This is a genomic window from Kordiimonas sp., assembly GCF_048260245.1.
Classification (GTDB): Bacteria; Pseudomonadota; Alphaproteobacteria; order Sphingomonadales; family Kordiimonadaceae; genus Kordiimonas.
This window is the reverse complement of record NZ_JBLXGZ010000036.1, coordinates 14,138-39,775: the sequence shown is the minus strand read 5'-3', so window position 1 is coordinate 39,775 and position 25,638 is coordinate 14,138. Positions and strand designations below refer to the sequence as shown.

Annotated in this window: 23 protein-coding genes; 9 read left to right on the top strand and 14 right to left on the bottom strand. The window is 54.0% G+C overall.

Features of this window, described 5'->3' with window-relative positions:
• Positions 1-386, top strand: a 386-nt coding sequence (locus ACN0VM_RS15225) for a cupin domain-containing protein (RefSeq protein WP_417451755.1), incomplete at its 5' end; no start/stop codon positions are given.
• On the opposite strand, the gene rnr is transcribed toward ACN0VM_RS15225, so the two are convergent.
• The 12 genes from rnr to ACN0VM_RS15165 all read right to left on the bottom strand — a co-directional run bounded on the left by rnr (position 373) and on the right by ACN0VM_RS15165 (position 13,310).
• Positions 373-2,688 (bottom strand): ribonuclease R, encoded by a 2,316-nt coding sequence (rnr, locus tag ACN0VM_RS15220; RefSeq protein WP_417451754.1) that lies wholly within the window; start codon positions 2,686-2,688, stop codon positions 373-375. The genes ACN0VM_RS15225 and rnr overlap by 14 nt on opposite strands.
• 94 nt (positions 2,689-2,782) lie before the next feature.
• Positions 2,783-5,320, bottom strand: coding sequence for a type I DNA topoisomerase (topA, locus tag ACN0VM_RS15215; RefSeq protein ID WP_417451753.1), 2,538 nt, complete (start codon positions 5,318-5,320; stop codon positions 2,783-2,785).
• 131 nt (positions 5,321-5,451) lie between these two features.
• On the bottom strand, positions 5,452-6,582 hold the full coding sequence (gene dprA, locus ACN0VM_RS15210; protein ID WP_417451752.1) for a DNA-processing protein DprA: 1,131 nt from the start codon (positions 6,580-6,582) through the stop codon (positions 5,452-5,454).
• Between the two features lie 51 nt (positions 6,583-6,633).
• Positions 6,634-7,233, bottom strand: a complete 600-nt coding sequence (gene plsY / locus ACN0VM_RS15205; RefSeq protein WP_417451751.1) for a glycerol-3-phosphate 1-O-acyltransferase PlsY — start codon at positions 7,231-7,233, stop codon at positions 6,634-6,636.
• Between the two features lie 42 nt (positions 7,234-7,275).
• Entirely contained in the window at positions 7,276-8,517 is a 1,242-nt protein-coding gene (pyrC, locus tag ACN0VM_RS15200) for a dihydroorotase (protein ID WP_417451750.1), read from the bottom strand.
• Positions 8,514-9,533 (bottom strand): aspartate carbamoyltransferase catalytic subunit, encoded by a 1,020-nt coding sequence (locus ACN0VM_RS15195; RefSeq protein WP_417451749.1) that lies wholly within the window; start codon positions 9,531-9,533, stop codon positions 8,514-8,516. Before ACN0VM_RS15195 ends, pyrC begins: the two co-directional genes overlap by 4 nt.
• Before the next feature lie 80 nt (positions 9,534-9,613).
• Complete coding sequence (locus ACN0VM_RS15190; protein ID WP_417451748.1) at positions 9,614-10,183, bottom strand: carboxymuconolactone decarboxylase family protein; 570 nt, start codon at positions 10,181-10,183, stop codon at positions 9,614-9,616.
• A gap of 87 nt (positions 10,184-10,270) precedes the next feature.
• Entirely contained in the window at positions 10,271-10,618 is a 348-nt protein-coding gene (locus ACN0VM_RS15185) for a winged helix-turn-helix transcriptional regulator (protein WP_417451747.1), read from the bottom strand.
• Positions 10,619-10,622: 4 nt separating this feature from the next.
• Positions 10,623-11,126: a GNAT family N-acetyltransferase gene (locus ACN0VM_RS15180; protein WP_417451746.1), complete on the bottom strand. Its 504-nt coding sequence runs from the start codon at positions 11,124-11,126 to the stop codon at positions 10,623-10,625.
• The gene (ruvX, locus tag ACN0VM_RS15175) at positions 11,116-11,592 is read right to left on the bottom strand and encodes a Holliday junction resolvase RuvX (RefSeq protein ID WP_417451744.1); all 477 of its coding nucleotides are present in this window, start codon (positions 11,590-11,592) and stop codon (positions 11,116-11,118) included. The genes ACN0VM_RS15180 and ruvX overlap by 11 nt, the downstream gene beginning before the upstream one ends.
• Complete coding sequence (locus ACN0VM_RS15170) at positions 11,571-12,725, bottom strand: DUF3089 domain-containing protein (RefSeq protein ID WP_417451743.1); 1,155 nt, start codon at positions 12,723-12,725, stop codon at positions 11,571-11,573. The genes ruvX and ACN0VM_RS15170 overlap by 22 nt, the downstream gene beginning before the upstream one ends.
• Positions 12,726-12,770: 45 nt before the next feature.
• Entirely contained in the window at positions 12,771-13,310 is a 540-nt protein-coding gene (locus ACN0VM_RS15165) for a GNAT family N-acetyltransferase (protein ID WP_417451742.1), read from the bottom strand.
• Between the two features lie 823 nt (positions 13,311-14,133).
• On the opposite strand from ACN0VM_RS15165, the gene gatC reads away from it, so the two are divergent.
• From gatC to ACN0VM_RS15140, 5 genes are all read left to right on the top strand, one after another.
• Positions 14,134-14,424 carry an Asp-tRNA(Asn)/Glu-tRNA(Gln) amidotransferase subunit GatC gene (gene gatC, locus ACN0VM_RS15160; protein ID WP_417451741.1) on the top strand — a complete coding sequence of 97 codons (291 nt, stop codon included), beginning with the start codon at positions 14,134-14,136 and terminating at the stop codon, positions 14,422-14,424.
• A gap of 11 nt (positions 14,425-14,435) precedes the next feature.
• Positions 14,436-15,917: an Asp-tRNA(Asn)/Glu-tRNA(Gln) amidotransferase subunit GatA gene (gene gatA / locus ACN0VM_RS15155; RefSeq protein ID WP_417451740.1), complete on the top strand. Its 1,482-nt coding sequence runs from the start codon at positions 14,436-14,438 to the stop codon at positions 15,915-15,917.
• 5 nt (positions 15,918-15,922) lie between these two features.
• Entirely contained in the window at positions 15,923-17,410 is a 1,488-nt protein-coding gene (gene gatB / locus ACN0VM_RS15150; protein WP_417451739.1) for an Asp-tRNA(Asn)/Glu-tRNA(Gln) amidotransferase subunit GatB, read from the top strand.
• Positions 17,411-17,528: 118 nt separating this feature from the next.
• On the top strand, positions 17,529-18,002 hold the full coding sequence (locus tag ACN0VM_RS15145) for a hypothetical protein (protein WP_417451738.1): 474 nt from the start codon (positions 17,529-17,531) through the stop codon (positions 18,000-18,002).
• 112 nt (positions 18,003-18,114) lie between these two features.
• The gene (locus ACN0VM_RS15140; RefSeq protein ID WP_417451737.1) at positions 18,115-19,374 is read left to right on the top strand and encodes a glycine zipper 2TM domain-containing protein; all 1,260 of its coding nucleotides are present in this window, start codon (positions 18,115-18,117) and stop codon (positions 19,372-19,374) included.
• Positions 19,375-19,459: 85 nt separating this feature from the next.
• Here ACN0VM_RS15140 and ACN0VM_RS15135 read toward each other — a convergent pair whose 3' ends face one another.
• Positions 19,460-20,032, bottom strand: a complete 573-nt coding sequence (locus ACN0VM_RS15135) for a glycine zipper domain-containing protein (protein WP_417451736.1) — start codon at positions 20,030-20,032, stop codon at positions 19,460-19,462.
• Between the two features lie 231 nt (positions 20,033-20,263).
• Here ACN0VM_RS15135 and ACN0VM_RS15130 point away from each other — a divergent pair, with 231 nt between their 5' ends.
• The 3 genes from ACN0VM_RS15130 to ACN0VM_RS15120 all read left to right on the top strand — a co-directional run bounded on the left by ACN0VM_RS15130 (position 20,264) and on the right by ACN0VM_RS15120 (position 22,726).
• Positions 20,264-21,442, top strand: coding sequence for a sensor histidine kinase (locus ACN0VM_RS15130; RefSeq protein WP_417451735.1), 1,179 nt, complete (start codon positions 20,264-20,266; stop codon positions 21,440-21,442).
• Positions 21,443-21,615: 173 nt separating this feature from the next.
• Positions 21,616-21,894 carry a hypothetical protein gene (locus tag ACN0VM_RS15125; RefSeq protein ID WP_417451734.1) on the top strand — a complete coding sequence of 93 codons (279 nt, stop codon included), beginning with the start codon at positions 21,616-21,618 and terminating at the stop codon, positions 21,892-21,894.
• A gap of 76 nt (positions 21,895-21,970) precedes the next feature.
• A complete protein-coding gene (locus ACN0VM_RS15120) occupies positions 21,971-22,726 on the top strand; it encodes an SDR family NAD(P)-dependent oxidoreductase (RefSeq protein ID WP_417451733.1) in 756 nt (251 codons plus the stop codon).
• A gap of 59 nt (positions 22,727-22,785) precedes the next feature.
• Here ACN0VM_RS15120 and ACN0VM_RS15115 read toward each other — a convergent pair whose 3' ends face one another.
• Positions 22,786-25,461 carry a zinc-dependent metalloprotease gene (locus tag ACN0VM_RS15115; protein ID WP_417451732.1) on the bottom strand — a complete coding sequence of 892 codons (2,676 nt, stop codon included), beginning with the start codon at positions 25,459-25,461 and terminating at the stop codon, positions 22,786-22,788.
• Positions 25,462-25,638 lie beyond the last annotated feature (177 nt).

Genomic DNA, 25,638 nt, shown 5'->3' with positions numbered 1-25,638 from the left:
ACCGAATTCCATCTCCTTTGGCGCGGTATATGGGGAAAGGCCTGGATGATCTTAAGTGGCGGTTCATGGGGCCGGGTATGAAACGCGTCAAGCTCAGAAGCTATGACAATGGTGAGCGCCTATGGCTCCTGCGGGCACGCGGTGGCACAGCGATGCCGTTCCATGACCATCGGGGTACCGAGTTTACGTTGGTTTTAACTGGTGGATATACTGTCGGTCAGAAACACTATACGCCGGGGCTCATAGAAGTAGCGGACGCCAACGTCACAGATCACCAACCTATCATTGATGAGGGTGAGGACTGCATTTGTCTGGTGGTGACAGATGCTCCGATAAAACTGCACAGTGTTATCGGGCGGTTGGTCCAACCTATTATTGGCCTTTAGCTTTACCCCGTGCCTTGCCCTTGGAACGATGACCGGCGGGAGGACGTTTTCCTCTTGCTGGGCGGCCACCACTCCGATTGTGGCGTGCTCCGAGCTTTTTGTGCTGTTTCTGTGATGTGACCCCTCCTGAATTTTCGTCGTCGCGGATCAAGTCCAGCTTGAGGCCTCCGGTGAAGCGATTAGCTTCGGTCAGCCGTACCTTTATACGGTCTCCCAGCTTGAATTCTTCTCCGGAACGTTCGCCCACAAGGCGATGATGAGCTTCGTCATGGCTATAGAAATCCGTACCGATTTCTGAAATGGGAATTAATCCGTCACCGCCTGAAGGCTCAATACTGACAAAAAGACCAAACCGGGTTACGCCCGTGATGCGGCCGAAAAACTCGTCGCCGACATGGTCAGCGAGATAATTCGCGAGATAACGGTCGGTGGATTCCCGCTCAGCCGCCATTGCGCGGCGCTCGGTACTGGAGATCTGTTCCCCGATGCTGGAAAGCTGATCGGCCTGTTCGTCGGACAGACCGTCTTTGCCAAGTTTGAGCGCCCGAATAAGCCCCCGGTGCACGACGAGGTCGGCATACCGTCTGATGGGTGACGTAAAATGAGCATAGCGTGGCAGGGCAAGGCCAAAATGCCCCATGTTTTCAGGAGAGTAATAAGCCTGAGTTTGCGAGCGCAGAACAACCTCATTGACGAGGCGCTCATGGGGGCTGTCTTTAACCTGGCTGAGGATGCCGTTGAAGAGGCGCGGCATCGTGACACTTCCTTTGGCAAGATTAAGTTCGAGGGTGGCAAGAAAATCTCTCAGCGATTCCATCTTGTCCATTGGTGGCTCTTCGTGCACGCGGTACATTGCCGGTACACGGTGCGCTTCAAGTTCTTCTGCCGCACAGACGTTGGCAGTGATCATTAATTCTTCAACGATCTTGTGGGCATCAAAGCGGTCCCGGATGGTGATCCCTGCTACATGGCCAGATTCATTCAAGACGATTTTGCGTTCAGGCATGTCGAGCTCAAGCGGTTGACGTTTCGCCCGCGCCTTCATAATCGCCTTAAATGTACCATGGAGAGGTTTGAGTACGGTCTCAAGTAGAGGCGCAGTTAACTCGTCAGGCTCGCCGTCCAGGGCGGCTTGGGCGCGCTCATAGGAGATGTTTGCCGCACTTCTCATTAACCCGCGCACAAATTTATGCCTAAGTTTTACACCGTTCTTGTCAAACCAGATGTGGACGGCCATGCAGGCACGTTCCTCGCCCGGCATAAGGCTACACAGGCCAGCAGATAGCGTTTCCGGCAGCATGGGCACTACACGATCGGGGAAATAACAGCTATTACCCCGCTTTAGGGCTTCGCGATCCAGCGGTGAGCCAATGGTTACATAATGCGCGACATCTGCGATGGCTACGATGGCGTGCCAGCCACCCTCGTTAGTCGGGTCGTCATCCGGTGCTGCCCATATGGCATCGTCGTGGTCACGGGCGTCCGACGGGTCTATGGTAATCAGGGGGATTGCACGAAGATCGTCCCGTTTACCCAGAGCGACTGGCTTGGCGGCTTCCGCTACCTCAAGCGCTTCTTTCGGAAATTCATAAGGGATATCCAAGCTGTGAATTGCGATCATGCTGATGGACCGGGCATCAGACACATCCCCGAGGCGTTCTTTCACTCGAACGCGCTTGGGCCCCATTTGCCGGCTGGATTTAACCGGCTCCGCAAGCACGAGTTCGCCTTCCTCCGCACCCATCACGTCATCGCGGTCCACCCAATACTCGTCGCGATTCTTTTTGTCCGTGGGGTGCACACGGCCACCGTTTGGGCTACCATGAAACACGCCCATAATGGATCTTGGCGCGGGCTTCAATATTTTCAGAATCGATGCGCGGTATACTGGTGGTTCGTCTTTGATGCACGTGAGGCGCACAAGCGCACGGTCTCCGGCCCCCATCGTTGGTCCGGGCCTTTTTCCAGCCTTTTGCTTGAGGATAATGAGTGGCGGCTTGCCTCCGCCTTCATAATTGACCGGTTTCAACAGTGCTTCACCGCCCTTGTCCAGTCCGGCAAATTCTACGACCTGTACGCCAGGAAGGCGATCTGCGGGGCGCAGGGCGTGCCCGGTGTCTTTGGTCAGCACACCATCTTCTGTCAGTTCGCGCAGCAGTTTCTTGAGAAATACTTTGTCGGGTCCCTTTACGCCGAAGGCGCGTGCTATATCGCGTTTGGTGACTTTCCCGCCGGAGAAGTTACGGACAAAATCCAGTATTTCTTCGCGAGTAGGCAGTGGGCCGGGTTGGTATTTCGCCAAGGGGCATGTCCTTTCTATCACTCAGGAGGCAATGGGCCGTAAGCATGAGTGAGTATCAGCATATTGCCATGTCGGCCTTAAGAAAGCATCCCGGTCAGGACGCTTTCTTCTTTCTGGCAGGCGCTTTCTTTTTCTTGGAAGATGCCTTGGCCGCCAGCCATTCAAGCGCCTGCTCAAGTGTGACACTCTCAGGCTCCGTTCCTTTAGGCAAGGTTGCGTTGGTGCGTTTGTGATTTACGTAAGGACCGTAGCGCCCGTCCAGCACCCTCACCGGGTCCCCGTCTTCCGGGTGTTCGCCCAGTTCTTTAAGAACGGTTTTAGCGCTGCCCCCCTTTTTCGCAGCAGCATCCGCAATGAGAGATACCGCGCGGTTCAGACCAACGGAGAAAACCTCTTCCGTGGAAGCCAGTTTTCCGTATGTACCGTCGTGTGCAACATAAGGGCCATAGCGCCCAATAGCTGCCGTTATTGGCTTCCCTGTTTCAGGGTGTATACCCACTTCGCGGGGAAGGGAGAGTAATTGTAGTGCTTGTTCAAGGCTGAGACTACCTGCATCCATGTCTTTCGGGATGCTGGCTCGTTTCGGTTTTTCGCCCTTCTGGGCTTCGCCAACCTGAATATAAGGGCCGAAGCGGCCAGTCCGTACACTGATGGGATCACCGGTTTCAGGGTCATCACCCAGGTTAGCAGGCTCATCAGTGGCTGCAGTGTCTTCACCATTGCTACCGAAGGGGCGCGTATAAGCGCATTCGGGATAGTTGGAGCAGCCAACAAAAGCGCCATACCTGCTGGTTTTCAAGCCCAGGCGGCCATCGTCGCAGCTTGGGCATTTACGCGGGTTTTTCCCGTCTTCGCTTTCGGCGAAAAGCATTGGTTCAAGATATTCATCAAGGGCATCAATAACTTCCGCGTTACGAACGCCGAGAATTTCTTCTGTTTTGGGTTTGAAAGATGACCAGAAGTCCCGCAACACCTTTTTCCAGTCTTCCTCGCCAGCAGAGACATGGTCCAGCTGTTCCTCAAGGTTGGCGGTGAAGTCATATTCGACGTAGCGGTGGAAAAACTTCTCAAGGAAGGCTGTGACGAGCCGACCTTTATCCTCTGGAATAAAGCGGTTTCGTTCCATATGGACATAACTGCGTTCGCGCAGCACGGTCAGAATGGAAGCATAGGTTGATGGACGCCCGATACCCAGTTCCTCCAGCCGTTTCACGAGGGATGCCTCGGTGAACCTTGGTGGTGGGTCGGTGAAATGCTGTTTTGGTGTTACCGTCTCAAGGTTTAATATTTCACCTTCGGTCAATTTTGGCAGGCGTGCATCGTCTTCTTCGCCATCATCGTCACGGCCTTCCTGATAGACAGAGAGAAAGCCATCAAACTCAATAACGGTACCGGTAGACCTGATTTCGGCGGTTTTGTCCGCATTCAATATGGTGACGGTGGTTCGTTCCAGGCGCGCACTTTCCATTTGACTGGCGATGGTGCGACGCCAGATAAGCTCATAGAGCTTGAGTTCATCCGCATCCAGAACATGGGAAACTTCACTTGGGCGGCGCATAGGGTCGGTCGGGCGAATAGCTTCGTGAGCTTCCTGAGCGTTCTTGGCTTTGGTTTTATAGACGCGGGGACTGTCGGGCAGGAAATTTTTGCCATAACGGTCTTCAACAACAGCTCGGGTAGCGTTGAGCGCTTCTTGCGCAATGGTAACCCCATCGGTACGCATGTAGGTAATAAGACCCGTCACTTCCCCGTCTATCGACTTTCCCTCATAGAGGCTTTGTGCCACGCGCATGGTTCGGTTGGCAGGGAAGCCGTATTTTCGCGCGGCCTCTTGTTGCAAAGTAGATGTTGTAAACGGTGGTTGCGGGTGCCGACGGGCAGGTTTGCGTTCAACGGTCGCAACGGTTAATGGCGTTTTTTCCACCAGAGCAGCCGCTGCCTTGGCATCTGCCTCGTTGCTGATGCCGTATTTTTTGATCTTCTCGCCGTGCATGGCGAACAGCCGCCCGGCAAAAGACTTGCCAGATGCACCATTCAACGCCGCTTCTACGGACCAATATTCCTGGGCACGGAAGCGTTCGATTTCGCTTTCTCTCTCGCAGACGAGACGCAGCGCGACAGACTGTACGCGTCCCGCAGAACGGGCGCCGGGCAGTTTACGCCACAGGACGGGCGATAAGGTAAAGCCGACAAGATAATCAAGAGCGCGCCGGGCGAGGTAGGCGTTGACCATCTCGTCATCAAGGTCGCGCGGTTCGGCCATGGCTTTCAGGATCGCGGATTTGGTAATCTCGTTAAAGACGACACGTTTGACTTCGACATCTTTGAGAGCACGTTTTTTCGCCAGCACCTCAAGCACATGCCAACTGATTGCCTCACCTTCACGGTCGGGGTCAGTTGCGAGATAGAGGCGATCGGCGTCTTTGACGGCTTTTGCGATGTCGGTCAGTCGCTTATTCGAATCGCGGTCGACCACCCAATCCATGGCGAAATCTTCGTCCGGCTTGACCGAGCCGTCTTTCGCGGGCAGATCCCGAATATGACCAAAACTTGCTAATACCTTGAAATCCTTACCAAGATATTTATTGATGGTTTTGGCTTTGGAGGGTGATTCTACAATTACGACGTTCATACGTCCGACTGTCCCTATCCTTGATTATTGCATGCATTACTGTGTGCGTTTCAAGCCTTCACCTAGTTCGAAGCTGCGCGGAATGCAATGCCTTCTTCGTGTTACGTTGAATTTACAGTGCCGGGCCAATTTCAGGAAAGACTAATTTTTCCTCCCGGATGACGATTGATCTGGCCTGCAATTTCATGTTCCATCAGGGCAACCAAAACCTGTTCGGCTTTCATGCCGCTCAGCCGAACGAGTTCGTCCACGTGTATGGCGTCATGGCTCAGCAGCGCCAATACACCTTCACGGCCTCTGCAACGGCTTATCTGGGTGGCTGGCACGTTTGGCGTGATTTTGAACGGGGGTGTTGCGGGCTTGATCTGTCGCGGTCTATCATCTGACCAACGCTCCAACTCCTGCATGATATCGGCAGCGGATTCGACAAGTACTGCGCCGTCTTTGATAAGGCGGTTGCCGCCCCGTGACCTTGGATCGAGCGGACTACCTGGAACTGCGAAGACATCCCGGCCATGCTCTGCCGCAAAACGTGCAGTGATAAGAGATCCGGAGCGTTCAGCGGCTTCAATAATCAATACACCATCGGACAGGCCGGAGATTATGCGGTTGCGCCGCGGGAAATGCCTTGCTTGTGGTTGGGTGCCCGGCGGCATTTCACTAACTACAGCCCCGCGTTCACAGATGGCGTCATATAGCTTGGTGTTCTCGCGGGGGTATATGACGTCAAGCCCGCCCGCAACACACGCAACCGTGCTACCTGCCAGCGCTGCTTCGTGTGCTGCGGTGTCGATGCCACGTGCAAGGCCAGAGACAATTGTCACGGCAGCCCGGGCCACTTCCGAGGCGACTGTCTTGGTAATCTTGATGCCGCTTGCGCTTGCGTTGCGGGCACCAACGATGCCGAGTGCCGCCGGCGGCGAGATATGATCAAGGTCGCCCAGTGTATAAATGACGGGTGGCGCATCGTCGGCGGCGGCTAGCCGATACGGGTAGTTTCGCTCCCCGAGAAAATGGGCTGCAGCGCCCAAACGGTGCACTGCTTCCAGTTCTTGCTCGCATATATATAAAGCCGCGAGCTTGCCGGGACGTTTTCGTTTCGCGAGCAGCTCCGGCAGTGCCTCGACCGCATCGATGCCACTGCCGTACTGTTCGGTCAGTTGGCGAAACAGCACAGGACCTATGCCCTCGGTACGGATCAGGCGCAATCGTGCCAATTGCTCAGCATAGGGGAACTGTGCGGGTGTTTCCGTTTTGTTCATGCGGGGAGGGTGGCGCGAAAATAAGCCGATGTCAATCTTACACCGCGCGGTTTATTGCTTTTTACTGCCGATCTTCGGCTCAGTACCATTGAGTATCCGTGATATATTGTCCCGGTGTCTTATGAAAATGACGAGGGTCATGAACGCTATGGGGAGCCAGTCAATCTCATTAATCAGGTAGAAGCTGATAACTGGCGCCAGCAGTGCTGCCACAAGGGCCGACAGGGAAGAGATGCGAAACGCTAGCGCTGCAAGGAGCCATATCAAGGCGGTTGCCAACCCAAGTAGCCACGAGACGGCAAAAAGGGTGCCCAGAAATGTGGCTACGCCTTTACCACCTTTGAAACCCAGATAAACCGGAAAGCAATGTCCGATAAAAGCCGCAGCACCCGCCAAGGGGGCAAGCTCAGGAGCGACGTAATAGCGGGTGACTAACACGGCGATGGCTCCCTTGCCAGCATCAAGCAGTAGGGTTGCCAGCGCAAGGTCCTTACGACCTGTCCGCAGTACGTTCGTCGCGCCAATATTGCCAGAGCCGATCTCGCGAATGTCACCAACGCCTGCCAGCCGTGTGAAAAGCAGACCAAAGGGAATTGCACCCAGTAGATAGCTCAGTAGCAATACTGTGGCCATTTCAAGTGAAAAGCTCATGTGCGACCTTCCCTGCGCAAGTCATGCGCATCGCTGAAATCATCAGGCAGCGCTATATAAAGCTTTGCCTGCCACAATTGTCTGCCAAACCTGCCCTTGAACGGGCAGGGTGTCAAACGGCATATTTTTTGCGCTCGATAGTAAGTCATCCTGCGCTATTCGCCATGGTTTATCCGGATCAAATATAACCAAATCGGCGGGGGCGCCTTGGTCAAGCCGACCCGAGGGCAGGCCAAGCAGTTCAGCTGGCTTGCTCGTAAGCGCGCGCAGCAGTGTCATCAATTCGATGTGGCCTGAATGCACGGGCGCAAGCGTTAAGGGCAGTAAGGTTTCAAAGCCAACAAGGCCTTCAGCCGCTTGACTGAACGGCAGGCGTTTCACGTCAGCGCTTTTGGGGTCATGGTCTGACACCACTGTATCAATGGTACCATCCGCGAGGCCCGCGACCAGAGCCAGCCGATCTTCCTCGGAACGTAGCGGAGGCCTGACTTTGGCAAAGGTGCGATACCCTTCAAGAGCATTGTCATTCAAGTGCAGGTAATGTGGTGCTGTTGAGCATGTAACCTTGATACCTCGCTTCTTCGCGGCGCGGATCGCTTCGACGCCGTCCCTGCTGGATATCAGCGCAAAATGGATGCGGGCACCCGTGAGTTCAGCCAGCCTTGCGTCGCGTTCGATCTGTATGACCTCGGCCGCAGCGGGCACGCCTGTCAAGCCCAGACGCGTGGATATTTCGCCCTCATGCGCCACAGCACCACAGGAAAGACTTTTGTCTTCGGCAAACTGCACGATAAGAGCACCAAAATGGTTTGCATATTCCAGCAAACGGCGCATGACCTGACTATCAGAAACCGGCGTGCGACAATCGGTAAAGCCAACGGCTCCAGACTGTAACATCTGGCCAATCTCGGCGATCTGGCTGCCTTGCATGCCTCTGGTCGCTGTGCCCATTGGAAAGACATGCACGGTTTCGCTGTCTTCCGAGCGCCGGCGAATGCGTTCAACCACTGCGTCTGTGTCGATGATGGTGGTTTGGTCCGGCTGGAGAATAACTGTGGTGATCCCGCCTTTGAGGGCAGATTCTGCATCTACGCGGTGGGCGCGCATATCGATGAACCCCGGGCAAAGAACTCGGCCATGACAGTCAACGATTGCAGCGTCTGCCGGCGCTTTAACATTTGGCCCGAAGGCCGCAATGGTTTGACCCTCGGTGACCAAGGTGCCGTTGCCGTCGTATCCTGTGCAGGGATCGATAATACGGGCATTTATATATGCTGTTATCATTCTGAGGCTCCCCCACCTGTGTTGTCATCTCTCAGGCCTTGGGTCAGGATATCAAGGCAAGCCATGCGGACGGCAACACCCATTTCTACCTGTTCTTCAATGGCGGACCGGTCGAGGTCATCCGCGACGTCTGAAGCGATCTCCACACCTCGGTTCATGGGGCCGGGATGCATGACCAGTACATCAGGCTTGGCATACTTTAACTTTTCGTGGGTGAGGCCCCAAAACTGGTAATATTCTCGCAACGACGGCAGGAATGCGCCTTGCATGCGCTCCTGCTGTAGGCGTAACATCATCACTACATCAGCACCCTCCAGCCCTTCTTCCATACGGTGGCAGACCTCCACACCCAGTCGGTCCACGTCCTTCGGCAGCAAGGTTGGTGGGGCGACAAGGCGAACCCGCGCTCCCATGGCATTCAACAGGTAGATATTCGAACGAGCGACCCGGCTATGGGCTACATCTCCGGAAATCACAATGGTCTGGCCGTGTAGCCTGCCTTTTCTCCGACGGATTGTCAGGGCATCCAGAAGCGCCTGTGTGGGATGTTCTGAACGACCATCACCAGCGTTGATGACCGCGCACTCCATCTTTTCCGAAAGTAGTTTAACCGCGCCGCTATCGGCATGCCGCATGACCAAAACATCAGGGTGCATTGCGTTCAGCGTCGCGGCCGTATCGAGAAGGGTTTCCCCTTTCTTGATGGAGCTTGTACCTGTCGACATGGACGTCACATCCATGCCGAGGCGCTTACCTGCAATCTCGAAACTCATCAATGTGCGCGTTGAGTTCTCAAAGAAGAGGTTGATTTGTGTTAGCCCTTCACACTGGCTCGTGGACTTTTTCGCCCGCCGGTTTTGCTCTGCGTAACCATCCGCTGTATCAAGCAGGAACTTGATAGAGGTAGGGTCAAGCGCCCAAGTGCCGAGAAGGTGTTTGTGAGGGAAAAGGTGGCCCGAGGGCGGAGAAACTTCCGCGCGCGGGTAAGATGCCGATCCGGTCGTGTGTGTGCTCATCAAGCTGGCCTTATAGGGGCAATCATGCCGTGCTGCAAGAGCTTATCCATAACGGTGACAGTGTGATTTCACAACCATTGTCATGTTGTTGCTGGGAAACGCGCCGCCCACGGCTCAAGCGGGCCACACACGGTATTGGCAAGACAGGAGATCAGTCTGTACCAGGAAATCAGTGCGATGATGGCAAGAATTTCCGCCTCATTATAATAAGTACGCAAGTTTAACCGGGTATCCGCATCCATGTTTGCCGTCGCGATGAGTTGATCACAGGCTTTGAGCGCCATTTGTTCTGCGGGGGTCCAGCGGATATCGTCCCAACTCCCCTTGCTTAATGCGTCAACATCCTTGCTTGTTAACTGCGCTGCTGCGGCAAAAGCTGTGGCATGGACTCCCCATTCATACTCGCAATTTGACAGGAGACATGAACGCAGTATCAAGAGCTCGCGTAAGCGTATGCTCAGTGGCGAGTGGCTGCCAAGGAAATATGAGCCAAGTGGCCGCATGGCTGCCATGAGCTGTTCGTTTTTTGCCAGACTGCGAAAAAGAGCCAGGGGCGCCATGTGGGCACCGGGCGGCATCCATTTTTTCAGCATCGCTTCAATATCAGGTGTGTAAGGCGGTTCGAGGGGAGTGACGACGGGGGCAGGCATTGTGGTCTCCATCTATTATTGCTTCTAAAAAAGTAGCATTGATAGATCAGAAATCAAGTGGCAGGTCTCAGGGGGTGTGACCATATATTAGCCCTGAAGCGAGGTGTTCCAGCTTTCAGACCATTTGTTGAGGGGGGCCAGCGCTTTGAGTAACTTCCGTCCCTGGCCGGTTAAGGTCCAGCGTCTGTCGTCCGTCGCTGTCACGACTTGCGCTGCATTCAGTTCAAATAAACGGGTTGATAATACACTCGGCGACATATTCTCACATCTGGCTTGAAGGTCACGAAATCCGACAGGCCCGGCGCGAAGCTCCCAAAGTATGCGCAGTGCCCATCGTCGTCCCAGAAGATCAAGGGCGGCCATGATGGGGCGGCCGGTGCGGGATGATTTAACGGGTTTTCCGGGCATGGGGATTTTAGCAGATTTTTTTGCCATTAGCTTATTCCCGGTAAAAAACATCTTCATAGAGCACGCGACCGCTATGTCCCTCAAGCGCGCCCTTCCAGCATTCCATTGCAAAAAAGGCGCTTTCACGGGTGTCATCTTCCCCATACCGGAGGCCGAACTCTATGGCGGGCCTAAAGCCTTGCCGGGAATAAAACTCGACATGCCCGAGCAGAACGACGGCATCGACTTCAATGTAATCAAGACTCTCTTCAAGAAAATGTTTCCCATGGCCTTGCCGTTGATGCCCTGCGTCGATGACCATTGGCCCCAATCCCCAGATTTGCCGCTTGGTATCCATGCCTTCGATCCGTACTGGAGAATAGCCGACATAGCCAACTAATGCGCCTTTGTCCCAAAGCCCGTGCTCTGCGCACATGCGCCTGGATTTCCGTAGTATGTCGACAAGATTTGCTTCAAACTCGGTCGGGAAGTTGGCCCTGAGCAGATGATCGATATTGGGGCCGGACTCTGCGTCCAGGTGCGGGTCAAAGCGCATGAAGGGCCCCCTGTAAAATATAGCCGGCGGCCATTTTGTCGACGAGTTCTTTTCGCCGTGCGCGGCTGCGGTCAGCTTCTATCAGTGTGCGTTCTACAGCTGCGGTAGATAATCGTTCATCCCAGAATAGTTGAGGCAAGCCGCTGACCTTTGCCAAGTTGTCTGAAAACGCCCTAGTGCTTTGACAGCGTGGCCCTTCGCTGCCGTCCATATTAACCGGCCAACCCAAAACATATCCTCCTACGCCCTGTTGCGTGACTATGGCGAGAAGGTGAGCCACATCTTCTTTGAACTTCTTTCTCTTTATAGTCTCCATCGGTGTGGCGATAGTCAGGGTGGTGTCGGAGAGCGCCAGCCCAATAGTCTTGGAGCCGATATCCAAGCCCAATAGACGCTTCCCCCGGGGCAACTGGGCTTTGAGCTCCGATATGTTGAAAACAGTGCTCACCGGTGGGCCTCCAGCCATGCGGACGCACGGTTTGCCGCGTTGGATCGAATGTTCATATAAAATAGGTTGTAATCGTAAGCGTGATAGTTTTCGCCTGTCATTACGAACTCCTTCCAACTGCCTTGCGGCGGTTCATTGAGGTATAGAATACCGCGTTTGCCACAGCGTGCCCCTGAAAGCTCAGGGATAGGCGCGGACATGGTGCCGGTGTTTGCGATAAGCTCCATCCCGCCTTGGTTGGCTGTGCGTGGCGCTTTGCCGCCGACATGCCATGTCAATGGATTGGTACAAAGCATGGTGGTTCCGGCACGTGGTTTGCCATTCAGGCCGGGTGTTTTTGCAAATGCCTCAAGAACAGCAGATGGATCACCATCCTTGGCAAAGCTCTGAAACGATATGACGCAACCGGTGTCGCGCGGACCCTCACAGGGGCCAATCCCGCCGAGTGCGCCCAAATCACCTTCCAGGCTGACGGGCCACCCGATGATATAAGCTGCGATCATATGTGCCTCCAGGTCCGGGTTCGGTGCGATCCGTTCGGCCAATAATAACAAGGCGTGCAGCGAGCCCTGACTGTGCCCCGCAAGAATAAAGGGGCGACCTTTGTTGTCTTGCGAAATATAGTGGTCGAAGGCCGCCAAAACGTCAGCATGGGCGCGCATGATGGCCTGTACACCTTGTCCGCTTTCATCAAAAAAAGCGCCAAACGCCGCTTGACGGTATTTGGGCGCGTAGACCTGTCCAGCAAGGTTGAAAGAACTTGCCTGATAGCGAAGCGCAAAATTTTTGCGCCTGCCTACCGCAGCATCGTCGCCTTCAAGAGGTGCGTTCCAGCGTTCTTTGGCAAGGTAAGTCGTCGGATGAATATAAAAGACATCAGCCTCTGGCACCATCGCGGTTTGCATAACTCCGTCAGGAAGCGATAGGGCATTGGACGATAAGCCTGGTCGTGCGGCCCAGCTGTTTTCTGATGCGTAGTTCGGTGCCTTACCGAAGTCCTCGGTCGCGATCTCATGGCTGGGTACAAATGCCCAGCGCATCATCGTGGGCTGGTTGCTTGTGAAAACTATGCCTGCAATCAGGATCAACACAATGATCGCTGCTATGGCCAGCAGGAATTTTGCCGCAGGTGCTGTCTTGTGTTTGGCCATTTTTGTCTTCTCCTTGGGGCACCGACGCAGGGTGCTTCATGTTTTCTAGGGCCATAAAGCCATGATGTGATCATCAATCACGCGACCATCCTCATATCGTATAGCGCACGCACGGGTTCCCTCAAGGGTGAAGCCCACCGATTGATAGAGCGCCAAAGCTGCGGCATTGTCTGCGTGTACATGAAGCTCGATGCGTTCCAGTCTGGGATGGTTTTGCACCCAATTGATGAAATGCAAAAGAAGTTTCTTGCCAACCCCGGTGCCTCGGTAAGCCTCATGCACCGACATGGTAAAGGTCGTACTGTGTCTCACGCGGCTGCGGTGGTCGGTCCAACATTCGATAGAGCCTATTATACCATCTCGGGTAATCGCAATGAAGTGGGTTTCATCTGGGCAGGCGCATTTGCGAGCGACCGCAAATCGCTGTCTGAGCGGACTGTAGCGGTATTCCTGAGGCTTGGTTATCAGGTGTTCCGCGCTCGCTAAGGTACGTTTGGCGTAGGAAGCGAGTGCCTTTGCATCTGATGGTCTGGCTGGACGAATTTGCAGCGTTGTTTTACCGGTTGTCTTGAGGTGCTTATCCATGTCCCAGATTTGGCTCCGTCCGATAGCGGATAGCAAGAAGAAACTTTCCTTTCAAAGCGAATCTCAATCGAACTCAATAGGTGTGGACGCATCGTTGATTGAAGAGTATTTTTCCTTGGGGTGGTGAATTCAGTGGAATACTTCCCTACTTATCCGCGATCGGGAGGCGAATATTTCATCTTTTGCGACAGAAATTGACGGTATTGGTGACAAGGAGGGGTATGGTCAGGGGCGCTATGGGCTGAGTCTGGCCGAGGACGATAGAAATCTGAACGAGAAGTTTCAGTATCTACTGAATTATCTTAAAGAAAAGCGGAATGGTCGCACCTTCAACTGTCGCGACGATATTTCTCCGTCCGATTTGAAAGACTACTTACCGTGGGTAGCCCTCATGGAGCCGGTCTGGTCATCATCCGGGACCATTATGGATTCGCGGGTCACGCTCCATGGTTCGTCTGCGGCTGCTGCATACAATAATGTGACCGGTAAATGTGTTCGTCAGGTCCACAAGCCTGAAATAGCGGACCGTGTAATTGCATCTTTGAACTATGCGGCGGAACATAAATGCGCTGTTGTTGGCAAAAGTGACGAACGTTCAGGGCCACCGCCGCATGTGAAGCTGACAATGCTTTATTTACCGCTCTCAAATGACGGCTTTTCAATTAGTAGTTTTTTTGCGTATGGGCAGATCGAGCCACTCCGGCAGTCTATGCAGCACTAAAACTCCACGGGCGGGTGCATTCCCGCTTGCCGTCTGCGTGTTCAGGCGCTAAGTTCCGCGCTGAATTCAACGGTTTTTCCTGACAGTCCATAGGGAATTTTCATGTCGAACATTGACAAGGCGACAGTGGCCAAAATTGCCCGGCTCGCACGTATTAAAATTGAAGATGACAAGCTGGAACCACTTGCGGGTGAGCTTAATAACATTCTCGGCTGGGTCGAGCAGCTTGACGAAGTCAACACCGACAATATTCAGCCGATGTCCAGCGTGGTGGATGTGAAGCTTCGCTGGCGCGAGGACAAGATCACCGACGGTGACAAGCAGGAAAGCGTTCTCAAGAACGCGCCTCGCGGCGAATATGGCTTTTTCGCCGTACCAAAAGTGATTGAGTAGGAGCGGGTGTGATGAGTGATTTGACCAAACTGTCGATTGCGGAAGCAAGAGACCTTCTCAAAAAAGGTGACCTGACCGCCCGCGAGCTTACCGAAGCGCATATTGCTGCGGTCGACGCCGCGGAAGGCCTGAACGCCTATGTCGCCAAAACACCAGAGATGGCGCTTGAGATGGCTGACCGTGCGGACGCCAAGCTCAAGGCAGGCGAAGGCAAGGGCATGACCGGTATTCCGGTGGGCATCAAGGACCTGTTCGCCACCAAGGGTGTACACACCCAGGCGTGTTCGCACATCCTTGACGGCTTCAAACCCGAATATGAAAGCACGGTATCCAAAAACCTATGGGACGACGGCGCTGTAATGCTCGGCAAGCTCAATATGGATGAATTTGCCATGGGCTCGTCGAACGAGACCAGTTATTACGGACCCGTAAAAAACCCGTGGCGGGCTAAGGGCTCCAATAATGATTTTGTACCGGGCGGCTCATCGGGTGGTTCGGTGGCGTCGGTCGCGGGCTACTGCGCAATGGGGGCCACTGCGTCGGATACTGGCGGTTCAATCCGCCAGCCGGCGGCCTTTACCGGCACCTTCGGTATCAAGCCAACCTATGGCCGTTGCAGCCGGTACGGTATGGTGGCTTTTGCCTCAAGCCTCGATCAGGCTGGTACTATTACCCGCAGTGTGCGCGACGGCGCGATCATGCTTGAGAGTATTGCTGGTTTTGACGCCAAGGACAGCACCAGCGTTGATATCCCGGTGCCGAACTTTGAAGCGGCGCTTACGGGTGATATCCGCGGCATGAAAATTGGTATCCCGCAGGAATATCATCTTGCCGGTATGCCGGGCGAGATTGAGGCCCTTTGGCATCAGGGAATTGAATGGGTTAAAGCTGCGGGGGCCGAGGTTGTCGATATCAACCTGCCGCACACCAAATACGCGCTGCCAACCTATTATATTGTCGCGCCTGCCGAGGCTTCCTCGAACCTCGCGCGCTATGATGGTGTGCGCTATGGCCTGCGCGAGCAGGTTGAAGGCGGTGGCCTTGTGGATATGTATGAAGCGACACGTGCGGCTGGCTTCGGCGACGAAGTCAAACGCCGCATTATGATCGGCACCTATGTACTGTCGGCAGGTTACTACGACGCTTATTATCTAAAGGCGCAGAAAGTACGCCAATTGATCGCCGATGATTTTAAGCGTGCCTTCGCAAGTGTTGACGCCATCTTGACCCCAACCGCCCCAAGCGCGGCTTTTGCCTTTGGTGAAAAGTCAAACGACCCGATCGCGATGTACCTGAACGATGTGTTCACGGTGCCCGCGTCACTCGCTGGTATTCCGGGGTCCAGCGTTCCGGCGGGACTTGACAGCAACGGCCTGCCGCTTGGCTTGCAGGTGCTGGGCAAAGCCTGGGACGAAGAAACCGTGTTGAAAGTATCCGGTGTGCTGGAGGAGGCTGCGGCCTTCAAGGCGACCCCTGAAGAGTGGTGGAGGTAAGCGTCATGAGCAAGTTTCTTATTCAGGGCGCCACAGGCGATTTTGAAGTTGTCATCGGGCTTGAGGTGCACGCGCAGGTTATCTCGAACGCCAAGTTGTTCTCAGGCGCCTCGACCGAGTTTGGCGCGGAGCCAAATGCGCAGGTCAGCCTTGTGGACGCGGCGATGCCCGGCATGCTGCCGACCATCAATGCGGAATGTATCCGTCAGGCGGTACGCACCGGCCTTGCGCTGGGGGCAGAGATCAACAAGTTTTCGGTCTTTGACCGCAAGAACTATTTTTATGCCGACCTGCCGCAGGGCTATCAGATCAGCCAGTTCAAACACCCGATTGTGGGGGAAGGCACGATCACGCTGGACCTCGGTGACGGCAGAAGCAAAGACGTTGGTATCGAGCGTATCCACCTTGAGCAGGATGCGGGCAAGTCGATGCACGACCAGCACCCACAATATACTTATGTCGACCTCAACCGCTCCGGCGTTGCGCTGATGGAGATTGTCTCCAAGCCCGATATGACAAGCCCGGAAGAGGCCAGTGCATACCTCACCAAACTGCGCACGATCCTGCGCTACATCGGTAGCTGTGATGGGAATATGGAGCAGGGCAGCATGCGCGCAGATGTGAACGTTTCCGTCCGCCGTGCCGGGGAACCGTTAGGTACGCGCTGTGAAATCAAGAATGTGAACTCGATCCGTTTTGTCCGTCAGGCGATTGAGTATGAGGCACAGCGTCAGGTGGACATTATCGAAGCCGGCGGCAAAATCGATCAGGAAACGCGGCTGTTTGACCCGGGCAAGGGCGAGACCCGGTCGATGCGCTCCAAGGAAGAAGCGCATGATTATCGCTACTTCCCGGACCCCGACCTCTTGCCTGTTGAATTTGATGACGCATTCATTGATGCGGCACGCCAAAGCCTGCCGGAATTGCCGGACGAGAAAAAGGCACGCTTCGTTGAGGACCTTGGCCTGCCTGATTATAACGCCAGTGTATTGGTGGCAGAGAAAGAGTCGTGCGACTATTTCGAAGACCTGATCGCGGCGCTTGCCAACAAATGCGGCAAGAATATCAAGGATGTAGCCGCCAAAGCGTCAAACTGGGTGACAGGTGAACTGTTCGGTGCGCTTAACAAGGCGGGCAAGTCAGTGACTGCTAGTCCGGTTTCTGCAGAGCAAGGCGCAGAGCTTCTCGCCCTTGTAGAAGATGGCACCATCTCTGGCCGGATCGCCAAGGATGTCTTTGAGATCATGTTCGACACCGGCAAGGATGCGGGCGCCATCGTGGAAGAAAAGGGCCTCAAGCAGGTCTCCGACACTGGTGAGATTGAGAAGATCATCGACGAGGTTATTGCCGCCAATCCTGGCCAGCTTGAACAGTACCGTGCGGGCAAGGACAAGCTGATCGGCTTCTTTGTAGGCCAGGTGATGAAGGCGACGGGGGGCAAAGCCAACCCGGGCCTTGTAAACCAGCTTTTAAAGCCGAAACTGGACGGCTAAGTGCCTCTTTAATCACGATAAAAGAAAAGCCCGCTAATCGCGGGCTTTTTTATGTGGGGGTAATGCCGCAATTTTGCCCCTTCCGTGGTATAGTGAGAAGTGGGTAAAGGAGAGAGCCGTGCGACATTTACCTCGACTTGTGATTGCCGGAGTGGCTGTTGCCCTGTTGCAGCCGTCAGTTGCGGCGGAGAATGAGCAAGTGAGTACGGCTTTTATAGAGGCACGCGATCTTTGTGAAGGCGGTGGCTGTATGCTTTTTTCCGCTTGGCCAACGGTTGCAGATCGGGATCATGTGCCTGCGCCGTTCACGACAAAACAGCAGTATGAGACATCAGGCGACGGCATCAGCTTGCTGGACGTTGGCCTTGGTGGTGTAGTTGGCGCGCTCATTGGCGATGAAATTGGCAGCAAGTCTGAAACGGCGGCTTTCGGCCTTCTTGGGGCCGGGCTGGCACTTGGCGGTGTCGGGATGAAGCCAAATGAGGAAGAAGCACGGCGTCGCACTGACGCATGGCGCCGCGGTGACGATATCTATTACAACCCAGCACATCCTTTGCCCATGAAGGCTCATTGGTTCGGTCGGGGCAAATAGATGCCCTTTGCGGTTTGGTGGACTATCTTCCTGCAGCAACTACCATATATCAGGTTCATGCATTGTTCAGTTTCGACCCGTTAGGCTTTCTGCAACAATAACGGAGGTTACCATGATGAGAAAATCTCTGCTGCTCCTCACTACGGCGATGTTGATTGTGCCAAGCACAGCATCTTTGGCAGACAAAAAGGATGACAGGCGCGAGCGCGTGCGTCAGGAGGCTCCTTCTGCTGCGCAGGGTTCACGCCTTGCGCAAGCCAGAGCATCGCAGGCTCGTGACGGCAACCGCTTATCCCGACAGGGAATTCCGCAGACAGACCGGCGTGATGTTTCCTCGGTTCCCGGGCGACAGAGGGCTGCACAAGAATATCACGGCCGTAAAGCCTACACCCCAGCGAGACAAGATCGTGCGGTAAAACAGTCTGCGCGGACACAAGCTGTACCAGAGCGCAGGCAAGATATCCGTCAGGTGCAGAGTAGGCGGATACAGCGTACACCTACAATTGACAAACCCAAGGCTGCTGATCGCAGGGATGTGCATGGTATGAGCACTTTTAGGTTAGATAAAAAGGTGCGAACCAAGTCGGTGTATTCGGCGAATAGTGATGCCCGACGCAGCAACGGGCGCGATGTAAAGGACCGCGGTCGTCATGTGAATGACAATCATGATCGCCGGGGTCGTAATGATCATCGTAGCCGTGACAATAATCACCGCAGCAGGGATGGACACCACAGCCGCAGCCGCAATGATCGGCGCGACTATTATTATCGTGGGCACCGGCGGAGTAACACCCGTATTTATATCGGAATCGGAACGAACCCCTATGGATACTGGGGACGCCCGCATTATTATGGTCACTATACCTATAGCGACTGGCCATTCTATTCCGGCTATTGGCATGCCCGGTCCCATTGGTCCTGGCATATGCATCACAGTCATTATCACTATGGTGGTTACTGCCCGGGATTGGATCATGGCTATAGTGCTTCGTATCACTATAGCGAGCCCAGCTATTATGCCTCATCCTTTGGATCAAATCAGGCAAACGAAGTCGTAGGAACCATCCTTGGTGGTGTTGTGGGGGGTATACTTGGCTCTGAGATTGACGGAGGCCGCAACCGTACAGCCGGCGTTGTGGTAGGTTCCCTCCTTGGTGCCACTCTTGGTAACTCGATCGCCAGAAGCAACAGTCGTACAGTCAGCAGTGGCTATCGCTATACTGCCGATTATTACGGAGATGATCCCACAATACGGGAGTATGATAATGGGGCATACAGCCCCCCAGGAAAAGAGATACGTAAATGTATCGAGTATGATGTCAATGCAGGTAATTATGTCTGCCGTCGCTGGGTCGTGGAATACGAAAACTAGGAAAATCGAAGATTAGAAAATTCTGAATAAAAAGGCGGCTTTATGCCGCCTTTTTGATTTGATAGGTAAACTAACTTTCTTGCGTTTAAGTCCCTTCAGGGTCAATTACGTCTTCTTCGCCAAAGGTTTTGACTGGCGGTACGTCGCGGTAACGATCATTTTCTTTTCCCCGGTTGTCTTCATACGCGCTGTGGTCAAGAATGACACGGTTGCGATCGCGCGAGAAAACCACCATCACCGGCGTGCCCTCAGCAAAGGGGTGCCGGTCTTGCTGAACGATTGAGATAAGTGCGCCGCTTTCGGTACGGATCAAATACTCAAATCCACTCTTTTTGCTGGCTGATTTGTCGATGCTGTTACCTAACAACCCGCCGAGCAAAGCGCCCCCGATTGCACCAATGACATTTTCAGCGCCGCTGTTACCAACGGTGGACCCGGCGGCGGCACCAACGCCAACGCCTACAGCGGTACCTACACTGCTGTCTCCGCGTATCTCAACCCAACGGTAGCTGTCGATAACACCGCGCTCTACTCGTCTTGCTTCACCGACAGCGTGGCTGTCATAGGCGTGGGGCGACATGTTCTGGCTACATGCGGCGGTCAGCATGGTGAGCGGCAAAGCAATCGCCAGAATTTTATATTTTTCAGTTTGAATCATTTCGCTGTTCCTCACTCGTGTCTCTGCATCTTTTCATGCGCCGTGAAAGCGGCGGTTTAATGGCATTTACGCGTCAGAGGAAGTGTACCAAGCTCTGGCTGAATTAGTGATGAACGTCATAGAGTCTATTTGTTGCGCGACACTGGTGCTGTTTTTTTGAATGAGTGCTCGATTGTCATGTTTGCGTAATGGTTCCGCTGCATCTTGACCGATAAGTTAGGAAGAGACTGTATGAATGTACCTTACATCATTTCGATGCCGATCCCTCCCGTTCCGCCTCATGCAACGTGTAGCGAGGTTTATGAGCGCTTTAATACTGACACAGATCTAGTGGCTATTCCTGTGGTTACCGGCGATAAACCTGTTGGGTTGCTCAAGCGGATCGATTTTCTGATACGGTTGGCTGATCGCTATGGTCGTCCTCTATACGAAAAGCGGCCAGTTGCTGAATTGATGGACCCAAGCCCACTCATCATTGAAAATAATGTTGCGCTTGATCAGTTGAACAAAGCGCTGATTGGCGAAAACAAGGACTCGCTTCAGGCCGGCTTTATAGTTGTCGAGGACGGTGTATATGTTGGAATCGGTACGGCTTATACATTGCTCAAGGTTAATATGGAGCGGGCCGAGCGTCGGATGAAAGATCTAGATATCGCTCGCATGGAGGCTGAAGCCGCGACCCGCGCACGCACTCAGTTTCTGGCGAACATGAGCCATGAACTGAGAACGCCACTGAACGCGATAATCGGCTTTGCCGAGTTTATCATGTCTGAGGATGTCCGTGGGCGCGATATACGAAACCATCGCGGGTATATCAGTGACATCAGAGATAGCGGTGCCCATCTGCTGGGTATGATAAATTCAATTCTTGATCTATCCAAACTTGAGGCCAGTGCCTTTGTACTTAGAGAAGACTATGAAGCACCCAGGGAACTCTCCGGCCAAGTCATTCGCATGATGGAAGGTATGGCAAAAGCGCGTGGGATCGTTCTGGAGTATAGCGCAGCTGCTCATCACTATGACCTGCATGCAGATATTCAGGTGGTGAAGCAGGTTCTGATCAACCTCATCTCGAACGCGATCAAGTTTTCTCCCGAAAACTCAATTATCCGGGTGTCGGATAATCTTAATGTTGATGGGGGCATTGAGTTTACAGTTGAAGACTGTGGACCAGGCATGACAGCGGACGTTATCAAGCGCGTTATGCAGCCCTTTGTACAGGCAGATAGCGGCTTGTCGCGCCGACATGACGGTACAGGCCTGGGTTTGCCACTGGTGAAGGCTTTTGTAGATGCTCACGGGGGCACTTTTTCCCTTGATAGCCGTGTGGGTGTTGGAACCCGGGCGAAGATAGTTTTCCCTGTGGAGCGAAGCATAGAACATCAAGCCACCCAGTATGCAGTGATTTGATTGGTTTCCGCCCGGTGTTTTTTTTGCTATATTCAAGGTTCCCAAGCGCGCTCAAAGAAGCCGCCTTATAATAGTCCGTTCCGTTTAGGGTGTTGTTTCGGTTTTGTGGCCTGAGCTGTAAAACGAGGGGAGTACGCTTGTTTTCAAGCATCTCCAGAGGACGGAGTATCAACATGGGACAGAAGGACAGGGACCTATACGGCTACGTCGCTGATCGCCTGGCGAAGGCTGAGGCCGGTGCGCCGGAAGCCTTTTATGACCTTGGCTTGCTTTATTCCACGGGACACGGTGTCGACAAGGATTATGTGCAGGCGCATAAATGGTTTAATCTGGCGGCTATTCGTGGCCTCCGTCGCGCCGCGGTAGACCGCTGTGAAGTGGCACAGGATATGACCAGGTTTGATATAGCCGAAGCGCAGCGGCAGGCTCGCGAGTGGATTAACACGCACTGAGTTCTGCACGCTAATGCTGCGTCGTGGCAATTTCAAATCGGCTGACTATACTGCTGTAAACATCGGGAGCGGCAGTATGATTAATCTTGAAAATGAAACTATTCTGGTCACGGGGGCATCGCGCGGTATCGGTGCCGCCACAACACGTACACTTTTGCAAGCCGGTGCAGCGGTTGTCGGAACATATGCTAGCGCCCCGGGTGAACTGGAAAGTTTGCAGACCGAGTTTGGTCGAGGCAGGCTTGAAGCGTTGCAGTGCGATCTTGGTCAGGCTGGTGCAGCAAAAGCGCTGTGGCAACAAGCCATCGGCTTTAAAGGACATGTGTCCGGCCTCGTAAACAATGCTGGCGTGATGCCTGAAACCCCGCTTGAAAGCGACGACGACACATGGGCGAGCGACTGGGCCCAAGTGATGGCGGTCAACGTACAGGCTGTCGCAGACTTGTGTCGGTCGGCTATCGGTCATTATTCAGTCAGGCAGGGCGGTCGCATCGTGACGATCGCGAGCAGGGCAGCTTTTCGCGGGGACGGGCCCGCTTTCATGCATTATGCTGCCAGCAAGGGCGCAGTGGTGTCATTGATGCGCTCAATTGCCAGAGCCTACGCCCGCGAGGGCATCTATGCTTTTTTGATAGCGCCGGGGTGGGTGAAGACGGATATGGCTGCCGTTGCATATGAGCCAGGCAACGAATGGATGCTGGAAGAAATCCCCATGGGCGCAGCAGCACCGCCTGAAAATATCGCCAACATGGTAGCCTTTTTGCTCTCCGGGTCATGTGATCATGCCACGGGCGCCACATTTGACATCAATGGCGCGAGTTACGTGAGGTAGAGATGGCGAAAAGAAAAACAGCGGCCGGGCGCCGCTGTTTTATATCTTTATTCCTCTCGTCAGTCTGAGTGAACCTCCAGCGCCTTGTCGATCAGGTAGGCAATGTGATCCCGGTGTGCGCGGGTTGCGGCGTCACCGCGCCAACGCGCCATGGCGCCCCTGAGTTCCTTCAGGTTGGCAAAAGCATTGGACCGCGCGATATAGTCATAGTCATTGCTGGTTAGAATGTTTGTCAGTGTCGTTACATACATCACCTGCAGTTCCTGCCGGAAGCTGTTGACCGCTCCGCGGCTGTCGGCCTGGAATACCGCGCTGGTCAAATCAGACATCATCTCGGTGAGGCTGTACGTGTTGCCATAGAGCGCACTGTCAGTGACGCGCATCAGCGTACTTGGATGCAGCAGGTGAGACAGAACGTCAGCCTGGATGCTGGCAGCCCTTCCATGAATTTTTGGGTCTTCTGTACCGGCAAAATGGAAGAATCCGCGCCGCTGAATCGCAAGCGCTTGAAGCAACGCGGGGTCAGCAGCAAAAGCATCCGGCGCAAAAATATAATCGCGGAGCAGTTTCATCGCTTGTCTTTGCTTGCTTTCCGGCACGGGGCGGTACGGTGCGCTGGCACCTCTCTGCCCCTGTACGGCGCGGTCAACATACACGCCACCAACATACCGCGACACGACGCGGCCCTGCCACGCCATGTCCCCGGTCAGGATAAGGTAGGCGTTTCTAAGTTCCTGGTAGCTTTCTCCCGGATTTGAAAATTTGGACTTGAGCTTGCTCAGCGCGTCGCGGTCAAGCTTGAGCCTGTCTTCGGCAAACTGTACGGCGTCATCGGTCATGTCATAGATATTGACGCGAGGGTCGATGCCCTTACCAGGGGCACGCATGTCATCAGCGTCATTTCCAAAGGCAAGGGCCTTTTCGGTAGAGCGTGCCAGATGTGCTGCCCGCTTTGCAGGGTCTTGCAGGTCGGGGTCATAACCAAACTGAATTGCCCAGATATCGTAAGGCCCCGGGCGAACGGTATAATAATGCGCCTGGTCTTCACCCGGCGGGGCAAAGTTAATGCTGGGGTAATCCATTACGGAGCCGGCAAGCCCGTCCTTCTGTCTATCGATGTCATAGGCTTCCTGATAAGCGCGGGCCTGTGTTGCCTTCATGTTGTGGTTGAGGCCCAGTGTGTGCCCCACTTCGTGTAGCATCAGATAGTATATCGATTCTTCAACCAGTTTTTCGCTGGCTTTTGGCCCGGAGCTCAGCACTGTATTCAGTGTTTTGCCAACCATATTATTGAGTTGTAGATGGCCTGCCATCGCACAGGCCTGTTCATGGCTTCGCAGGCGCTGCATGAAGGAGGAGGTTTCATCGTCCGTTTCCTCATCATGCGTAAGCGCCGCGCTTTCAAAAACTTTGCTGGCGTTCATGCGGTTGGTCAGAAACGAATATTCCAGCATGATATCAGCACCCAGTATTTGCCCTGTGCGAGGGTTGGTAAAGCTGGGTCCGTAGCCACCAAAGGGGGGCTGAGGGCTGGAAGTCCAGCGCAGCACATTATAGCGAATATCGCCGGCGTCCCAGTCTGCGTCTTCAGGTTGTTCCTTGACTTGGACAGCGTTGCTGAATCCGGCCGCCTCAAAGGCAATATTCCAAGCTTCGACTGCTTTTTTTATGGTGGGACGCAGATCAACAGGGGTGGTGTTTTCTATCCACCAGACAATGGGTTGCACAGGGTCCGAAACGTCGGCCTCGGGGTCTTTCTTGACCAGATTCCAGCGGTTGATCATGTCGCGCCATGGTGTGGCTTCTCGACTGGTCATGTCGTTGACATAGTCAAGGAAATAGCCAACACGGGCATCGTCAAAACGGGGCTGGAAGTCATTCTCCGGCATGGCAAGCAAGGTATGACGAACCTTTACCGTTACATTGCGCGCATCGGTGATATCAAACCAGTTACCGTGATTAAGGGGCGAGGGGTTCGTATAAACATAATCGACAGTGACAGCCGTGTTCTCAGGATAGTTGTGAACTTCGTCAATGCGGGTTTTTGCCCCTGAAAGTTTACCGAGCTTGAATGTCTCCCATGGTTTTTGCCGTGGGTCGCCGCTTGGTTTTACCTGATCGAATGTCTCTCCCTTAAAAAGGCCGTCCGCGTTGATCAGGTATCGGTTACCATCCTCAGACGTTGCCTTGATTTTGCTGACCGCAATTGACGCAGGGCTGATATTTGCGCCCGATGCCCGGGAAAGCGCACTTTCGGGATCGAAATAGAAATACGGGTTTACTTCAATAAACTCGATCTGGTCGAAGTGTTTTTGGATCTTGAAAACCTTCTGGCGCCGATATTGGCCCCGGAAATGACCACCCTCGACCACACCGTCAGCGGTATGGGAGAAATAGATGAACTCTTTGTCGAGCTGGTCAGCTCGAACCTCCATCATCAGGCTGCCTTTGTCCGGGTCCTGATAGAGCTTGAACAGACCGTCGAGCACCTTCTGCTCTTCAACTATATCTTCAAGCGTTTTTTCTTTTTTCTTTTTGCTCGCCTTCTCAGGCTTCACTTCCTCCGCTTCCTCGGCGGTGTCCTCTTCGGTACTTTCTTCGGTCTCGTCCTGTTTAACCTGCTGGGCTGGTTTAGCTGGTTTTTCATCTTCTGCACTTACAGGTGTTACTGTGGTGAGCGCTCCTAACGCAACGCCAGCTAGAAGAAGTCGGAATTTTTTTTCGAGGTCTACCACCCACGTTCTCCTGTTATATGAAACCTGAGCTTCGAGCGCGCCCGAGTTTATCTCAAGGCGCCAAGCAGGTTATCTCAGTCGGCAAGTTTCAACCGTCTGACGATAGCATGTCAATGCCCAGCGCGCATTCTTATCGCGGGGCGCCAACGACTGGTCGCATTTGGCGGGAAATTATAG

Excerpts from the sequence above, each read along its gene's own strand:
- gatB (WP_417451739.1), top strand. The coding sequence starts at position 15,923 with ATGAGCAAGTTTCTTATTCAGGGCGCCACAGGCGATTTTGAAGTTGTC.
- ruvX (WP_417451744.1), bottom strand. The coding sequence starts at position 11,592 with ATGGCTGGAGGCCCACCGGTGAGCACTGTTTTCAACATATCGGAGCTC.
- plsY (WP_417451751.1), bottom strand. The coding sequence starts at position 7,233 with ATGAGCTTTTCACTTGAAATGGCCACAGTATTGCTACTGAGCTATCTA.
- ACN0VM_RS15140 (WP_417451737.1), top strand. The coding sequence starts at position 18,115 with ATGATGAGAAAATCTCTGCTGCTCCTCACTACGGCGATGTTGATTGTG.
- pyrC (WP_417451750.1), bottom strand. The coding sequence starts at position 8,517 with ATGATAACAGCATATATAAATGCCCGTATTATCGATCCCTGCACAGGA.
- ACN0VM_RS15125 (WP_417451734.1), top strand. The coding sequence starts at position 21,616 with ATGGGACAGAAGGACAGGGACCTATACGGCTACGTCGCTGATCGCCTG.
- ACN0VM_RS15185 (WP_417451747.1), bottom strand. The coding sequence starts at position 10,618 with ATGGCAAAAAAATCTGCTAAAATCCCCATGCCCGGAAAACCCGTTAAA.
- topA (WP_417451753.1), bottom strand. The coding sequence starts at position 5,320 with ATGAACGTCGTAATTGTAGAATCACCCTCCAAAGCCAAAACCATCAAT.
- ACN0VM_RS15135 (WP_417451736.1), bottom strand. The coding sequence starts at position 20,032 with ATGATTCAAACTGAAAAATATAAAATTCTGGCGATTGCTTTGCCGCTC.
- ACN0VM_RS15170 (WP_417451743.1), bottom strand. The coding sequence starts at position 12,725 with ATGGCCAAACACAAGACAGCACCTGCGGCAAAATTCCTGCTGGCCATA.
- ACN0VM_RS15130 (WP_417451735.1), top strand. The coding sequence starts at position 20,264 with ATGAATGTACCTTACATCATTTCGATGCCGATCCCTCCCGTTCCGCCT.
- gatA (WP_417451740.1), top strand. The coding sequence starts at position 14,436 with ATGAGTGATTTGACCAAACTGTCGATTGCGGAAGCAAGAGACCTTCTC.
- ACN0VM_RS15190 (WP_417451748.1), bottom strand. The coding sequence starts at position 10,183 with ATGCCTGCCCCCGTCGTCACTCCCCTCGAACCGCCTTACACACCTGAT.
- ACN0VM_RS15165 (WP_417451742.1), bottom strand. The coding sequence starts at position 13,310 with ATGGATAAGCACCTCAAGACAACCGGTAAAACAACGCTGCAAATTCGT.
- dprA (WP_417451752.1), bottom strand. The coding sequence starts at position 6,582 with ATGAACAAAACGGAAACACCCGCACAGTTCCCCTATGCTGAGCAATTG.
- ACN0VM_RS15180 (WP_417451746.1), bottom strand. The coding sequence starts at position 11,126 with ATGCGCTTTGACCCGCACCTGGACGCAGAGTCCGGCCCCAATATCGAT.
- ACN0VM_RS15195 (WP_417451749.1), bottom strand. The coding sequence starts at position 9,533 with ATGAGCACACACACGACCGGATCGGCATCTTACCCGCGCGCGGAAGTT.
- gatC (WP_417451741.1), top strand. The coding sequence starts at position 14,134 with ATGTCGAACATTGACAAGGCGACAGTGGCCAAAATTGCCCGGCTCGCA.
- ACN0VM_RS15120 (WP_417451733.1), top strand. The coding sequence starts at position 21,971 with ATGATTAATCTTGAAAATGAAACTATTCTGGTCACGGGGGCATCGCGC.